General features: G+C 66.9%; 16 protein-coding genes. 13 read left to right on the forward strand and 3 right to left on the reverse strand.

The features are described from left to right. Positions 1 to 197: 197 nt before the first annotated feature. Both ldtR and EYR15_RS04410 read left to right on the forward strand, forming a co-directional pair. Positions 198 to 710, forward strand: coding sequence for a transcriptional regulator LdtR (ldtR, locus tag EYR15_RS04405; RefSeq protein WP_131001700.1), 513 nt, complete (start codon positions 198 to 200; stop codon positions 708 to 710). A gap of 137 nt (positions 711 to 847) precedes the next feature. Beyond that, on the forward strand, positions 848 to 1,480 hold the full coding sequence (locus EYR15_RS04410) for a glutathione S-transferase family protein (protein ID WP_131001701.1): 633 nt from the start codon (positions 848 to 850) through the stop codon (positions 1,478 to 1,480). Between the two features lie 21 nt (positions 1,481 to 1,501). Here EYR15_RS04410 and tyrS read toward each other — a convergent pair whose 3' ends face one another. Then, positions 1,502 to 2,761 carry a tyrosine--tRNA ligase gene (tyrS, locus tag EYR15_RS04415; RefSeq protein ID WP_131001702.1) on the reverse strand — a complete coding sequence of 420 codons (1,260 nt, stop codon included), beginning with the start codon at positions 2,759 to 2,761 and terminating at the stop codon, positions 1,502 to 1,504. Positions 2,762 to 2,847: 86 nt separating this feature from the next. Here tyrS and EYR15_RS04420 point away from each other — a divergent pair, with 86 nt between their 5' ends. Then, positions 2,848 to 3,933, forward strand: a complete 1,086-nt coding sequence (locus EYR15_RS04420; protein ID WP_131001703.1) for an anhydro-N-acetylmuramic acid kinase — start codon at positions 2,848 to 2,850, stop codon at positions 3,931 to 3,933. Positions 3,934 to 3,937: 4 nt separating this feature from the next. Here the strand turns inward: EYR15_RS04420 and EYR15_RS04425 are convergent, their stop codons facing one another. Then, positions 3,938 to 4,306: a hypothetical protein gene (locus tag EYR15_RS04425; RefSeq protein WP_131001704.1), complete on the reverse strand. Its 369-nt coding sequence runs from the start codon at positions 4,304 to 4,306 to the stop codon at positions 3,938 to 3,940. Between the two features lie 136 nt (positions 4,307 to 4,442). Further along, positions 4,443 to 5,144, reverse strand: a complete 702-nt coding sequence (locus tag EYR15_RS04430) for an alpha/beta hydrolase (protein ID WP_131001705.1) — start codon at positions 5,142 to 5,144, stop codon at positions 4,443 to 4,445. Positions 5,145 to 5,305: 161 nt separating this feature from the next. Between EYR15_RS04430 and EYR15_RS04435 the strand changes: the two genes are divergently transcribed. The 10 genes from EYR15_RS04435 (at position 5,306) to thiL (ending at position 14,638) form a co-directional block, all read left to right on the forward strand. Further along, positions 5,306 to 6,487 (forward strand): cysteine desulfurase family protein, encoded by a 1,182-nt coding sequence (locus EYR15_RS04435; protein ID WP_131001706.1) that lies wholly within the window; start codon positions 5,306 to 5,308, stop codon positions 6,485 to 6,487. A 96-nt stretch (positions 6,488 to 6,583) separates the two neighbouring features. Continuing rightward, positions 6,584 to 8,053 (forward strand): Fe-S cluster assembly protein SufB, encoded by a 1,470-nt coding sequence (gene sufB / locus EYR15_RS04440; RefSeq protein WP_131001707.1) that lies wholly within the window; start codon positions 6,584 to 6,586, stop codon positions 8,051 to 8,053. 136 nt (positions 8,054 to 8,189) lie between these two features. Continuing rightward, complete coding sequence (sufC, locus tag EYR15_RS04445) at positions 8,190 to 8,942, forward strand: Fe-S cluster assembly ATPase SufC (protein WP_131001708.1); 753 nt, start codon at positions 8,190 to 8,192, stop codon at positions 8,940 to 8,942. A 14-nt stretch (positions 8,943 to 8,956) separates the two neighbouring features. Next, positions 8,957 to 10,270 carry a Fe-S cluster assembly protein SufD gene (gene sufD / locus EYR15_RS04450; protein ID WP_131001709.1) on the forward strand — a complete coding sequence of 438 codons (1,314 nt, stop codon included), beginning with the start codon at positions 8,957 to 8,959 and terminating at the stop codon, positions 10,268 to 10,270. 177 nt (positions 10,271 to 10,447) lie between these two features. After that, complete coding sequence (locus tag EYR15_RS04455) at positions 10,448 to 11,701, forward strand: cysteine desulfurase (protein WP_131001710.1); 1,254 nt, start codon at positions 10,448 to 10,450, stop codon at positions 11,699 to 11,701. A 13-nt stretch (positions 11,702 to 11,714) separates the two neighbouring features. Next, a complete protein-coding gene (locus EYR15_RS04460; protein ID WP_131001711.1) occupies positions 11,715 to 12,080 on the forward strand; it encodes an SUF system Fe-S cluster assembly protein in 366 nt (121 codons plus the stop codon). An 11-nt stretch (positions 12,081 to 12,091) separates the two neighbouring features. Continuing rightward, positions 12,092 to 12,511: a VOC family protein gene (locus tag EYR15_RS04465; protein ID WP_245498143.1), complete on the forward strand. Its 420-nt coding sequence runs from the start codon at positions 12,092 to 12,094 to the stop codon at positions 12,509 to 12,511. A 71-nt stretch (positions 12,512 to 12,582) separates the two neighbouring features. Then, positions 12,583 to 12,966, forward strand: coding sequence for a HesB/IscA family protein (locus tag EYR15_RS04470; RefSeq protein WP_205741585.1), 384 nt, complete (start codon positions 12,583 to 12,585; stop codon positions 12,964 to 12,966). Between the two features lie 224 nt (positions 12,967 to 13,190). Continuing rightward, the gene (locus tag EYR15_RS04475) at positions 13,191 to 13,649 is read left to right on the forward strand and encodes a type II toxin-antitoxin system RatA family toxin (protein WP_131001713.1); all 459 of its coding nucleotides are present in this window, start codon (positions 13,191 to 13,193) and stop codon (positions 13,647 to 13,649) included. Beyond that, positions 13,646 to 14,638, forward strand: a complete 993-nt coding sequence (thiL, locus tag EYR15_RS04480) for a thiamine-phosphate kinase (protein WP_131001714.1) — start codon at positions 13,646 to 13,648, stop codon at positions 14,636 to 14,638. The genes EYR15_RS04475 and thiL overlap by 4 nt, the downstream gene beginning before the upstream one ends. Positions 14,639 to 14,716 lie beyond the last annotated feature (78 nt).

Raw genomic sequence — 14,716 nt, forward strand, 5'->3', positions numbered from 1 at the left:
GAAAATCGATTTACAGTTGTTCCGGTAAGACCTTGTTGATGAGCCGAAGCAAGGATTGATTAAGTCTACAAAATAAAGACAAATTTCATCACGTCATTTAAGCGCATTTTCACGGGACAGGCGCATATTCGAGATCAAAGGGGCGCGGGACAGGGACGACGCCCCAAGATGATTGAGAATACAGGAAGGCGTCCGTCATGAAGAACGTTGCTCGTCAGGCCGACACTGCCGCCGCCGATCCTCGCCAGGGCGAAGTCAGGCCGCTTTATCTTGAAGCTCTCACGCTGGTGGAGCGGCTTCACCGTCGCCTGCTCGACGTGATCAAGGACGAGTTCGACCGCCGCGGCCGGTCGGACATCAACAGCGTCCAGGCGCTTCTTCTGTACAACGTCGGCGACGCCGAGCTGACCGCCGGCGAGCTCCGGACCCGCGGCTACTATCTCGGCTCCAACGTCTCCTACAACCTCAAGAAGCTGGTGGAGATGGGTTACCTCCATCACCAGCGCTCGCGGATGGACCGCCGCTCGGTGCGCATCAGCCTCACCGACAAGGGCCGCGAGATCCACGACATCGTCGAGAGCCTCTACGCCAAGCACATCCGCACGATCGAGCAGGTCGGCGGCGTCTCGGCAGACGACTTCAAGACGCTCAACGTCGCACTGGTCCGCCTCGAGCGCTTCTGGACCGACCAGATCCGCTTCCGCCTCTGATCGTCGTCTTCAGGACGATGCGAAAAAGCCCGCCGGGGCGACCGCGGCGGGCTTTTCCTCTTGCGGGTAAGCGCTGCTCCGTTGTCCAACCGTCGCCAGCCCGCTTGCGGGGTGCCGATCAGGACGAGGAGATACCGATGGACGCAGATCTCAGAATCTTGGGCAGGATGTCCTCGATCAATGTCCGCAAAGTCCTCTGGACCTGCGACGAGATCGGCCTCGCCTATGATCGCGAGGATTGGGGGAGGGGTTTCGCCTCGACTGCGGACCCGGAGTTCCTGGCGAAAAACCCGCACGGGCTGATCCCCGTCATCGAGGATGAGGCGGGCGTTCTCTGGGAATCCAACACGATCTGCCGCTATCTGGCCGCCAAGCACGGCCGGACCGATCTGCTTCCCGCGTCTCCCAGGGAGCGCGCCGGCGTCGAGCAGTGGATGGACTGGCAGGCGACTGAGCTGAACGCGTCCTGGCGATACGTGTTCTTCGCTCTTGTCCGGCGCGACCCGGCCTTCCAGGACAAACAGAAAATCCGTGAGGGCGCCGACGGCTGGAACGCGCAGATGGGCGTTCTGGAAAAGCGGCTCGCCGAGACGGGTGCGTTCGTCACCGGCGCGACCTTCACTCTCGCGGACGTCGTGCTGGGCCTTGTCGTCAACCGCTGGCTCGCGACGCCGATCACCCGGCCGGACTACCCGGCGATCTCCGCATATCTCGAGCGGCTCCGCGAGCGTCCGCGGTTCCTGAAGTACACCGGCGACGGTCTACCCTGAGGTCGCGCGTCCGGCGCCCTTTCACCCACGCGGGCGCAGCAGGACGTGCTTCTTGCGGCCGAGCGAGAGCTTGATGACGCCCTCCGGCGTCAGGTCGGCCTCGGTCAGAACCGCGCGTTCGTCGGTGACCGGCTTGTCGTTGAGCCTCAGGCCCCCGCCCTTCACCTGGCGGCGGGCTTCGCCGTTCGAGGCGACGAGGCCCGCGATCTCGGAAAAGGCGCTCAGCACGCCGAGCCCCGCCACGAGCGCCGAAGCGTCGATCGCGACGGTCGGCAGCGACTGACTGAGCGCGCCTTCCTCGAATGTGGTGCGGGCGGTCGCCTCAGCCTCTTCCGCCGCGGCGCGGCCGTGGACGATGGCGGTTGCTTCGGTCGCCAGGACCTTTTTCGCCTCGTTGATCTCGGCGCCGCCGAGCGCGCCCAGACGTTCAATCTCGGCGACGGGAAGGTCCGTAAACAGCTTCAGGAAGCGGACGACGTCGTCGTCCTCGGTGTTCCGCCAGTACTGCCAAAACACGTATGGGGAGGCCATGTCCGCGTTGAGCCACACCGCGCCTCCGGCGGTCTTGCCCATCTTGGCGCCGGAGGAGGTGGTGATCAGCGGGCAGGTGAGGGCGAACAGCCCCGCGCCGTCGACGCGGCGGCCGAGCTCGATGCCGTTGACGATGTTCCCCCACTGGTCCGAACCGCCCATCTGAAGCCGGCAACCGTAGCGGCGGCTCAGCTCCAGGAAGTCGTAGGCCTGCAGGATCATGTAGTTGAATTCGAGGAAAGAGAACGGCTGCTCCTGCTCAAGCCGCGACTTCACGCTGTCGAAGGACAGCATGCGATTGACCGAAAAGTGCCGGCCGATCTCGCGCAGGAACGGAACGTATTCGAGCCTGTCGAGCCACTCCGCGTTGTCGACCATGATCGCGTCCGTTTCGGCCTCGCCGAAGGTCATGAACTGCGTGAAGACTGATTTGATCGTCTCCTTGTTCGCAGCGATCTGCGCGTCGTCGAGCAGCGGACGCTGCTCGTTGCGGAAGGAGGGGTCTCCGACCTTGGTCGTGCCGCCGCCCATCAGCACGATCGGCTTGTGCCCGGTCTGCTGGAGCCTGCGCAGCATCATGATGTTCGCCATGTGCCCGACATGCAGGCTCGGCGCGGTCAGGTCGTAGCCGATATAGGCCGTGATCGGCCCGTCGAGGGCGAGCGCATCCAGCGCCGCGGCGTCGGACGCCTGATGGATCTGGCCGCGCTCTTCGAGGAGACGCAGGAAATCGGATTTGTAGGCGGTCATCGGATGCTTGCGTCTTTGATCGGGGCGTCCGGATTCCATGTTTTCGGTGCAAAGTCACTTCGAAGTTGGATTCGGAGAGCTTTCCCATGCGCGCGATCGGGCTGATGAGCGGCACGTCGTTCGATGGCGTCGACGTCGCGCTAGTCGAGACTGACGGCGAGCGGATCGAGCGGTTCGGACCGAGCTTCTATCGCGCCTACCGGCCGGAGGAGCGCGCGGTGCTGGCGAGGGCGCTCTCCGACGCCGTCGCGGTCGGCGAGCGGCGCGAGCGGCCGGGCGCGCTGGTCGAGGCGGAAGACATCGTCACCCGCGCGCACGCTGAAGCCGTCGAAGCCTTTGTGAGCGCGCATGGCGGAGATGCGGAGATCGTCGGCTTCCACGGCCAGACCGTGCTTCACCGTCCGGATCAAAGGCTTACCGTGCAGATCGGCGACGGCGCCGCGCTGGCGCGCCGGCTCGGCCTGCCGGTCGTCTACGATTTCCGTGCGGCGGATGTCGCCGCAGGCGGGCAGGGCGCGCCGCTGGCGCCGACCATTCATCCCGTGCTGACGCGCGATCTCGATCTGAAGCGGCCGCTCGCGGTGCTCAATCTCGGTGGCGTCGGCAATGTCACCTTTATCGGCGAAGACGGAGCCTTGGTTGCGTTTGATACCGGGCCGGCAAACGCCCTGATGGACGACCGCCTGTTCCGCGAGACAGGCGAGGCCTTCGACCGCGACGGCGCGATCGCGGCGTCCGGCCGCGTCGACGAGGCCGTCGTCGCGACACTGATGGCTCATCCGTATTTCGAAAAGGCGCCGCCAAAGTCGCTCGACCGCAACGATTTCGACGCCTCGCCAACGGAAGGCCTGCCGCTTGCCGACGCGCTGGCGACGCTTGCGGCGTTCACGGCGGCCTCCGTCGCAGCGGCTGGAGCTCGACTGCCGAAGCCGCCCGCGACATGGATCGTTGCCGGCGGCGGCGCGCGCAATCCGACCTTGATGGGAATGCTGCGCGAGAGGCTGGGCGCTGACATCAGGACCGCGGACGATGTCGGCCTGTCCGCCGACGCGCTGGAGGCGCAGGCCTTTGCGGTGCTGGCCGTGCGCAGCTTCAGGGGGTTGCCGTTGACCTATCCCGGCACGACTGGCGCGCCCCGGCCGATGACCGGCGGGGTATTGGCGCTACCCTGAGCCCTTACGACTTCGGGCGAGGCGGCGAGGAAAGCCAATAAACCGGCTCGAAATCGAGTCCCGGCTCACGGTCCCAAGCAGCGAACCAGGTTCCGGCAGATTTGTAGGCTTCCGCGGCGATGAACTCAGCATCGTTCAAAAAACCGCAGACGACCAGCGCCGTATCCGCGGGAGCGCTTTCGATTGGCTGCCATCCATCTGTAACGGCGACCAATGCCGCCGTCTCGGCCTCTTTCTCGCGCGCGTAGATCGCAAGATCGGCGATGTACGCCAGCGTCTCGAGAGAGGACGGATTGTCCCCGTCGGCTATCGCCGCGACGAAAGGCGCAACCACCTTCCAGTCGCTTCGCAGGATGCTGACGCGCTTCGCCATCATCTCTGCGACACGCCGCATCACGGCGATCTGCTCGCTCGTCGGCTGAGGTCTGGGAGGCCCGGCCTTTTTCCAGAAACGCGCGATGCCCATTGCAGTCCCTAACGGCAGGTGGGCTCGTTGACCTCGGGGTTCATTAAGCCGCGTCCTCGCCGTCCGGCGCGGGCAACTGCGCCGCCGGAGCCGTCTTTTCCGCGACCGGCCCGAGCCGCTTGTCGAGATAGGTGTTCACCTCGACCAGAAGCTCGTCGACGCGGTTTTCGAAGAAGTGGTTCGCGCCGGGGATCACCGCCTGATCGATGACGATGCCGCGCTGCGTCTTCAGCTTCTCGATAAGAATCTGGACGTCCTTCATCGGCGCGACTCGGTCCTGGTCGCCATGGACGAACAGGCCGGAGGACGGGCAGGGCGCGAGGAACGAGAAGTCGAAGCGGTTCGCGGGCGGGGCGATCGAAATGAAGCCCTCGACCTCGGGACGGCGCATCAGAAGCTGCATGCCGATCCACGCGCCGAAGGAGACGCCGGCGATCCAGCAGGCGCGCGCGTCCGGGTTCAGGCTCTGCGCCCAGTCGAGCGCGGAGGCGGCGTCCGAGAGCTCGCCCGAGCCGTGGTCGAACGCGCCCTGGCTACGGCCGACGCCGCGGAAGTTGAAGCGAAGGACGGAGAACCCCCGGTTCAGGAAGGCGTAGTAGAGATTGTAGACGATCTGGTTGTTCATCGTGCCCCCGAATTGCGGGTGGGGGTGCAGGATGAGCGCGATCGGCGCGCGCCGCGTCTTCGCCGGATGGTAACGGCCCTCGAGCCTGCCGGCGGGGCCGCTGAAGATAACCTCGGGCATTCCAGATCCTTGAGTGCTCGCCGCGATGCGCGGCGGTCGCGCGCGGACTTTGGCCCTTTGAAGGCCGGCCGCCTTGCGCCGTCAATCGGACGTCTCTAGCACGGAAGGGCCGTGGCAAGGCAAGGTTCACGGCGCGGCGCTTGAGGGAGCGCAGAGCAGCCATGGCCGCAACCCGTCTCTATCTCGATCACAACGCCACCACAGTCGTGCGGCCGTCCGTCGTCGCGCGCATGGCCGACGTGCTGGCGCTGACCGGCAACCCGTCGTCGATCCACGCGGAGGGGCGGGCGAAACGGCGCGTCATTGAAGACGCCCGCCGCGAGGTCGCAAATCTCGTCGGCGCCGACACAGCCTGCGTCACCTTCACGAGCGGCGGCACCGAGGCTTCCAATCTCGCGCTCACCCCGACGATCCGCGACCCGCGCGACCCGCGGCCCGTGACGCGCCTGTTCGTGTCGGCGGTCGAGCATCCCGCGGTCGCCGCCGGCGCGCGCTTTCCTCGCGAGGCCGTGGAGACCATCCCGGTGGATCACAACGGCGTTATCGACCTCTCGGCGCTCGATCGCGCTTTGTCGTCCCATGCGACGGCGAAGCCGGAGGAGCGCTCGATTTTGGCGCTGATGGCCGCGAACAATGAGACCGGAGTGATCCAGCCGGTGGCAGAGGCCGCCCGGATCGTGAAGGCGCATGGCGGGCTGGTTCATGTCGACGCCGTGCAGGCGGTGGGCAAGATCCCCGTCGGAATCGGGGCGCTCGGCTGCGACTTCCTCGCGCTCGCGGCTCACAAGTTCGGCGGCCCGGCGGGCGTCGGCGCGCTGGTGCGCGCGCATGAGGGCCTGCATGTCGCGGAAGCGGTGGTGCGGGGCGGCGGGCAGGAGAAGGGATGGCGCGGCGGCACGGAGAATGCGGCCGGCGTCGCAGGCCTTGGCGTCGCGGCGACGGAAGCGCTCGCTGGGCTCGACGCTTTCGCAAAGCTGGCCGAAATCCGCGACGAGTTCGAGGCTGGACTGGCCCGTCTCGGCCCCGTCACCATCTTCGGGGCCGGCGCGCCCCGGCTCCCCAACACGTCGTGCTTCGCCGCGCCCGGAATCGCATCGTCCACCGCGATGATCGCTCTCGATCTCGCCGGGATCGCCGTTTCCGCGGGATCGGCCTGTTCTTCGGGCAAAACCAAGGCGTCGCCGGTGCTTGACGCAATGGGCGTCGATCACGATCTGTCGACAGGGATGCTGCGGATCAGCTTCGGCTGGACATCGACCAGCGAGGACGCTTCGCGCTTCCTCGATGCATGGGCGGAGATCGCGCGGCGCGCGAACCAGACTCGTCCGGCGTCGGTCGCGTAAAACGCGGCGACAAGGCGTTTCTATGAGACGCCCGCCCTGCTAGAAGCCTTCTAACGAAAGTCGCGAGACCGCCCGCGGCCGAGGAGCAAAAAGAGAATGCCGGCAGTTCAGGAGACGGTCGCCCGCGTCCGCGAGATCGACGTCGACCAGTACAAATACGGCTTCGTCACCGACATCGAATCCGACCGCGCCGAGCAGGGGCTGTCGGAGGACACGGTGCGCTTCATCTCGGCCAAGAAGGGCGAGCCGGAGTGGATGCTCGAGTGGCGCCTCGACGCCTATCGCCGCTGGCGGACGATGACCGAGCCGAACTGGGCGCGCGTCGACTATCCGCCGATCCCCTATGAAGAGCTCTATTACTACTCGGCCCCGAAAGGCACGGCGGGTCCGAAGACGCTCGACGACGTCGATCCCGAGCTGCTGAAGACCTACGCCAAGCTCGGCATCCCGCTGGTGGAGCAGGAATTGCTCGCCGGGGTGCAGGAGCGTCGCGTCGCCGTCGACGCCGTTTTCGACTCTGTCTCGGTCGCGACCACCTTCCAGAAGGAGCTGCGTCAGGCCGGCGTGATCTTCTGCCCGATCTCCGAGGCGATCCGCGAGCACCCGGAGCTGGTCAAGAAGTACCTGGGCTCGGTGGTCCCGGCCTCCGACAATTTCTTTGCGACGCTGAACTCGGCGGTCTTCTCCGACGGGTCGTTCGTCTACATCCCGAAGGGCGTCCGCTGCCCGATGGAGCTGTCGACCTACTTCCGCATCAACGAGCGGAACACCGGCCAGTTCGAGCGCACGCTGATCATCGCCGACGAGGGCTCCTATGTGAGCTACCTCGAAGGCTGCACCGCGCCGATGCGTGACGAGAACCAGCTGCACGCGGCGGTCGTCGAGCTCGTCGCGCTCGACGACGCCGAGATCAAATACTCCACCGTCCAAAATTGGTATCCCGGCGATGCCGACGGCAAGGGCGGCATCTACAACTTCGTGACCAAGCGTGGCGATTGCCGCGGCAAGAACGCGAAGATCTCGTGGACGCAGGTCGAAACCGGCTCGGCGATCACCTGGAAATATCCGAGCTGCATCCTGCGCGGCGACAACAGCCGCGGCGAGTTCTATTCGATCGCGATCTCGAACGGCCGCCAGCAGGTCGACTCGGGCACCAAGATGATCCACCTCGGCAAGAACACGACCTCGAAGATCATCTCCAAGGGCATCTCGGCCGGCCGCTCGCAGAACACTTATCGCGGGCTGGTCTCCGCGCACCGCAAGGCGACCAACGCGCGGAACTTCACCAATTGCGACAGCCTGCTGATCGGCGAGGAATGCGGCGCGCACACCGTGCCTTATCTCGAGGCCAAGACCTCGACGGCGGTATTCGAGCACGAGGCCACGACGTCGAAGATCTCGGACGACCAGAAGTTCTACTGCCAGCAGCGCGGGCTGTCTGAGGAGGAGGCGGTGGCGCTCATCGTCAACGGCTTCGTCAAGGACGTGCTGCAGCAGCTGCCGATGGAGTTCGCGGTCGAGGCGCAGAAGCTGATTTCGATCTCGCTCGAAGGCAGCGTGGGATAATCGATAGCGCGTCATCCCGGCCGACCATCAGGTCGATCCGGGATCGTACGCAGGATATGGCGTCCTTTTCGGAGGACGATCCCGGCTCGCAGGCTTCGCCAGCGTCCGGGATGACGATAATGGGAAACGGGAAGAAATGCTCTCCATCCAGAACCTGCACGCCTCCATCGAGGACAAGGAGATCCTTCGCGGGCTCACCCTCGACGTGAAAGCGGGCGAGGTCCATGCGATCATGGGTCCGAACGGCTCGGGCAAGTCGACGCTGAGCTATGTGCTCGCGGGCAAGGACGACTACGAAGTCACGGCGGGCTCGGCGTCGCTCGACGGGCAGGACCTGTTCGCGCTGGAGCCGGACGAGCGGGCGGCTGCGGGCCTGTTCCTCGCCTTCCAGTACCCGCTGGAGATCCCCGGCGTCGCCACGATGACCTTCCTGAAGACCGCGCTGAACGCCCAGCGCCGCGCCCGCGGCGAGGCGGAGCTGCCGACGCCGGCCTTCATCAAGCTGGTGCGCGAAAAGGCCGACGGCCTCGGCATCTCGACGGACATGCTCAAGCGCGGTCTCAACGTCGGCTTTTCCGGCGGCGAGAAGAAGCGCAACGAAGTCCTGCAGATGGCGCTGCTCGAGCCGAAGCTCTGCGTGCTCGACGAGACCGACAGCGGCCTGGACATCGACGCGCTGAAGGTGGTCGCCGAGGGCGTCAACGCGCTCCGCGCGCAGGACCGCAGCTTCGTCGTCATCACGCATTATCAGCGCCTGCTCGACCACATCCGTCCCGACGTCGTCCACGTGATGTCGAAGGGCCGCATCGTGCGCACCGGCGGGCCGGAGCTCGCCCACGAGCTCGAAGCCCGCGGATACGCGGACTACATCTCCGACGAAGCCGCTTGAGGACCGACCACGCGATGAACGCGGAAGTCCGCCCCATACGCACCGCCGCCGAGACCGGCCTGATCGACGCTTTCGAGCGCGCCCGCTCCGCGCAAGCCGGCGGCGAGGCCGCGCGCGCGATCCGCGAGGAGGCGTTTTCGGGCGTCGTCGCGCGCGGTCTGCCGAACCGGCGCGTCGAGGAATGGAAGTACACCGACCTCCGTGCGCTGATGCGCGAGGCGCAGCCGATCGCGGAAGGCGCGACCGAAGCCGACGTCTCCGCCGCGAGGAGCCTGCTGCCGCTCCAAGAGGTCGACGCGCTCCGGCTGGTGTTCGTCAACGGCGCTTTCGCTGAGCTTCTTTCGGCGATCGACGCTCCCCAGGGCGTGACGATCACGCCGTTCGCCCATGCGCTGCAATCCGATGCGCGGGCCGCGCTGACGCTCGCTGGCGCGCCCCAGGGCGACGCCGCGGTCGCGCTCAACACGGCCTTCGTGACGAGCGGCGTGACGATCACGGTCGCCGCCGGTACCAAGGTCGCCAGGCCGATCCACATCGCCAACGTCCAGACCGGCCCGGGTCACGCGGCCTACGGCCGCGTGCTTGTGACGATCGGGGAGGGCGCGGAAGCGACCCTGATTGAAAGCTTCTCCGGCGATTCCGGCGGCCATCAGGTCAACAGCACCGTCGGGCTGACGCTTGGCGACGATTCCAAGGCGACGCTGATCAAGCTGCAGGACGAAGGCTTCGGCACGCTGCATCTCGCGACGCTCGCGGCGACGCTCGGCGCGCGCGCCGAGCTGAAGACTGTTGCGCTGACGGCAGGCGCGGCGGCCTCCCGCCAGCAGATCTATCTCGGCTTCAAGGGCGCGAAGGCCACCGCCGACCTGACGGGCGCGGGCTTCGCCGGAGCGCGTCGCCACCTCGACACGACGCTGGTCGTCGAGCACGACGCCGTCGGCTGCACGAGCCGCGAGACGTTCAAGACCGCGCTCGACGGCGAGGCGCGCTCGGTGTTCCAGGGCAAGATCGTCGTGAGGCCGGGCGCCCAGAAGACCGACGGCAAGATGATGGCCAAGGCTCTGCTGCTCTCCGAAGGCGCCGAGGCCGACGCCAAGCCCGAGCTCGAGATCTTCGCCGACGACGTGGTCTGCGGCCATGGCGCGACAGTCGGCGCGCTTGACGACGAGCTGCTGTTCTACCTGATGTCGCGGGGCCTTCCGAAGGTCGAGGCCGAAGCCCTGCTCGTGCAGGCCTTCGTCGGCGAGGTGCTCGAGTCGATCGAGATCGAACCGCTTCGCGAGGCGCTCGTCGCGCGGTCGGAGCGCTGGCTGGTGGCGCGGGACTGACGTGAAGCGTCATCCCGGTCGAGCGAAGCGAGAGCCGGGATCGCGTGCTGGATCGAGCGCTTCTTCCTGATGACGATCCCGGGTCGCCTACGGCCGTCCGGGATGACGAGGGCGGCCCTGGCATCGCACTTGCCCGCTCGGCCTTGCGTTCGCGCCCCGAGCCTTTAGATCAAAGACATGTCCCTCGCTGAATCCCTCGCGCCAGTGGTGCCGACCTATGACGTCGAGCGCCTGCGCGCCGACTTCCCCGCGCTGTCGCTGCAGATCCACGGCAAACAGCTCGTTTATCTCGATAACGGCGCATCCGCGCAGAAACCGGTCCAGGTTCTGGACCGGATGCGCTTCGCCTACGAGAACGAATATTCCAACGTTCACCGCGGCTTGCACTATCTTGCGAACGCCGCGACCGAGGCTTTCGAAGGCGCGCGCGAGAGCGTCCGCGCGTTCCTGAACGCGGGCTCAACCGACGAGATCATCTTCACGAGTTCGGCGACCTCGGCGATCAATCTCGTCGCGAACGGCGTCGGCTTGTCCGGGATCGAGGAGGGCGACGAGATCGTCCTCACGATCATGGAGCACCACTCCAACGTCGTGCCCTGGCACTTCCTGCGCGAGCGCAAGGGCGCGGTGCTGAAGTGGGTGCAGGTGCGCGAGGACGGCTCGTTCGACATCGACGCCTTCGAAGCGGCTCTGACCGAGCGCACCAAGTTCGTCGCCGTCACGCATATGTCGAACGTGCTCGGCACTGTCGTGCCGGTGAAGGAGGTCTGCCGCATCGCGCATGAGCGCGGCGTGCCGGTGCTGGTCGACGGCAGCCAGGGCGCGGTTCATCTCGCGCCCGATGTTCGCGACATCGACTGCGACTACTACGTCCTGACCGGGCACAAGGTCTACGGACCGACCGGGATCGGCGCGCTTTACGGCAAGCGCGAGCGGCTGGAGAAGCTCGCTCCGTTCCACGGCGGCGGCGAGATGATCCGCGACGTGAGCGAAGACAACGTCACCTATGGCGAGCCGCCGCACCGTTTTGAGGCCGGCACGCCGCCGATCGTGCAGGCGATCGGGCTCGGGGCCGGGCTCGACTACATGCGCGCCGTCGGTCTCGACGCGATCGCCGCCCACGAAGCCAGCTTGAGCGCCTACGCGCATGAGCGGCTTGGCGCAGTCAACGCGCTGGAGATCTATGGCCGGGCGCCGGGGAAGGGCGCCATTGTGGCGTTCAACCTCAAGGGCGCGCATGCTCATGATGTCGCGACCGTGCTGGACCGCTCCGCCGTCGCCGTGCGCGCCGGCACGCACTGCGCTCAACCGCTGCTGAAGCGGCTCGGCGTGACGTCGACCTGCCGGGCGTCCTTCGCCCTTTACAACACGGTCGACGAGATCGATCGTCTCGCCGAGGCGCTGACCAAGGCGCGAGACCTGTTCGCTTGAGAAAGGCTCGACCATGAGCGACGCAGCGACGGCCGCCCAGCCGGAGACCGCATCCGCGATCCCGCCGGAGGAGCTCGACCGGCTGACCGACGACATCGTCGGCGCGCTGAAGACCGTCTACGACCCGGAAATCCCGGTCGACATCTACGAGCTCGGGCTCGTCTACAAGATCGACATCTCCGACGATCGCGACGTCACCATCGACATGACGCTGACCGCGCCGGGTTGTCCGGTCGCGGGCGAGATGCCGGGTTGGGTGGAGAACGCGGTCGGCGCCGCGCCGGGCGTGCAGCGCGTGATCGTGAACATGGTGTTCGATCCCCCATGGGATCAGAGCCGCATGTCCGACGAGGCCCGCGTCGCCCTCGATATGTGGTGACAAGGGTCGTGGTGACGCCAGTTCTGACAGGCGTCATCGAGACCGCGGTGTATGCCGACGATCTCGACCGGGCCGCTTCGTTCTACGAGGGACTGTTTAGCCTATCCCGGCTGTTCGCCGATCCGTCGATGGTCGCCTACGACGTCGGCGGGCGCAGCGTCTTCCTCGTCTTCCTGCGCGGCGCCTCCGCCGACGGCAAGGAAGTCCCGAACAGCGGCTTCATACCCGGCCATGATTCCTCCGGGCCTGCGCATTTTGCGTTCGGCGCTCCAGCCGACGCGATCGACGACTGGATCGAGCGGCTGACTGCGCAGGGGATCGTAATCGAAGGCCGTGTGGATTGGCCGCGCGGCGGCGTCAGCCTCTACTTCCGCGATCCCGACGGCAATCTCGTGGAGATCGCATCGCCGGGGCTCTGGGCGACCTACTGAGGACGCGCGCGCCGCTCGCAATTTTTGCGCCCGGGCATTATCTTGAGTTCGCGCTTTCCAGGAGCCGATCGATGTCAGCCCGCCCCCGTCCCAAGGTCATGACGCTCACCGACCGCGCCGCCGCGCGCGTGCGCGCCGTCGTCGAGAAATCCGAAACGCCGCTCGCGGGCCTGCGGATCGGCGTGAAGACCGGCGGCTGCGCCGGCATGGAATACACCCTTGATTACGCGGCCGAAGCCGGCCCGCTCGACGAGGTGATCGAGGACAAGGGCGTCACCGTGCTGATCGACCCGAAGGCGGTGCTCTATCTGCTCGGCACGGAGATGGATTTCGTGACCGAGAAGCTCACGCAGCGCTTCACCTTCAGCAATCCCAACCAGACCTCCGCCTGCGGCTGCGGCGAGTCGGTGGCGATCACGCCCGCGCGGCCGGACACCTACGTTCCGGCGGCCTGAGCGTCTAGACGCTCAGACAGTCGTGCGTGCTTCGAGACGCGATCCTTCAGGATCGCTCCTCAGCATGAGGAGCGCGGCGGCAAAAACGTCAAGCGAAACGGTCCTCATGCTGAGGAGGGCCGCAGGCCAAGTCTAAGCACGCGCGACCGTCTGAGGCAGTCGGATTCGCCTCAACCCGCCGCTTCGCTATATTTCACCGCCCGTTTCCGCTCGTCCGGAGCCCTATGCCGAGCTTCCGCACCACCCGTCGCGTGCCGCATTCCGCCGATGAAATGTTCGCCCTCGTCGCGGACGTCGAGAAATATCCGCTTTTCCTGCCGCTCTGCGAGGCGTTGAGGGTGCGTCGGCGCGAGGAGCGCGACGCCCGCCCGATCCTCGTCGCGGACATGACGGTCGCCTACAAGATCTTCCGCGAAACCTTCTCGAGCCGCGTCACGCTCGACCGCGAGGCGAACAGGATCCTCGTCGAATATCTCGACGGCCCCTTCAGCCATCTCGAAAACCGCTGGACCTTCAAGCCGCTCGAAAACGGCTGCGAGGTGCAGTTCTTCATCGAGTGGGAGCTCAGGAGCCGCGCGCTCTCGCTGCTCGTCGGCTCCGTTTTCGACCGCGTTTTCAGGCGCTATGCCGAGGCGTTCGAGAAGCGCGCTGACGACGTCTACGGCCGGCCGGCGCTGGCGTGAGCCCGCGGAGGCCCGGCGAGGACGAGCTGATCGCGCGCTTCTTCAGGCCGCTCGCGACCGCTCCCGGCGCCGCGCGGCTGATGGACGACGCCGCGACCGTGCCGCAGATCGACGGGCGTGAACTCGTCGTGACGACCGACGCGATCGTCGCCGGCGTGCACTTCTTCCCCGACGACCCGCCGGATGCGATCGCCCGCAAGGCGCTGCGCGTAAACCTCTCCGATCTCGCCGCCAAGGGCGCCCGGCCGGCGGGCTATCTCGTGACGCTCGCGCTTCCGCGCGACTGGACGGTCGACTGGCTCGAAGGCTTCGTGGAGGGGCTCGGCCTCGACCAGGAGGAATACGGGATAAGCCTGCTCGGCGGCGACACAGTGCGCACGCCGGGGCCGCTCTGGGTCTCAGTCACCGCGCTCGGCCATGCCCGCGAGGGCCACGTGCCGCGCCGCCATGGAGCGGCCCCCGGCCAGCGGCTCTACGTCACCGGCACGATCGGCGACGCCGCTCTGGGGCTCCGGCTGAGGCAGGACGAGCGTCTGACGATCGACTGGGATCTCCGTCGCGACGAGCGCGAATGGCTGCTCGACCGCTACCTGCTTCCCGAACCCCGGCTCGCGCTGGCGGACGTCGTATCGGCCTACGCCACGGCCGCCATGGACGTGTCCGACGGGCTGGCTGGCGACGCCCGCAAGCTGGCCGCCGCCTCGCGCGCCGGGGCGCTGATCGACGCCAGCCAGATCCCCCTGTCGCGCGCTGTGCGTCGCGCGGTGAACGCCGACCCGGACGCGCTGGTCTCCGCCCTGACCGGCGGCGACGATTACGAGCTTCTGGTCGCGATCGAGCCATCGGACGCCGAAGCTTTCGAGGCGGAGGCGGCTGCGGCCGGCGTTGCGGTCGCGGACATCGGAGCGCTGGTCGACGGCGCCGAGGTCGTGATCGAGCAGGCCGGACGGCGTCTCTCCCTTGGCGCCGGCTCGTTTTCTCATTTCTGAGCGGCCGCCGCCTGTGGCGCGGCCGCCACGCCGGCTCGCCCGCATGCGCTGCGCTCATTGAACGCATGGCGCGGCCTA

It is taken from the genome of Hansschlegelia quercus, assembly GCF_004310425.1.
In the GTDB taxonomy this organism is placed as follows: domain Bacteria; phylum Pseudomonadota; class Alphaproteobacteria; order Rhizobiales; family Methylopilaceae; genus Methylopila; species Methylopila quercus.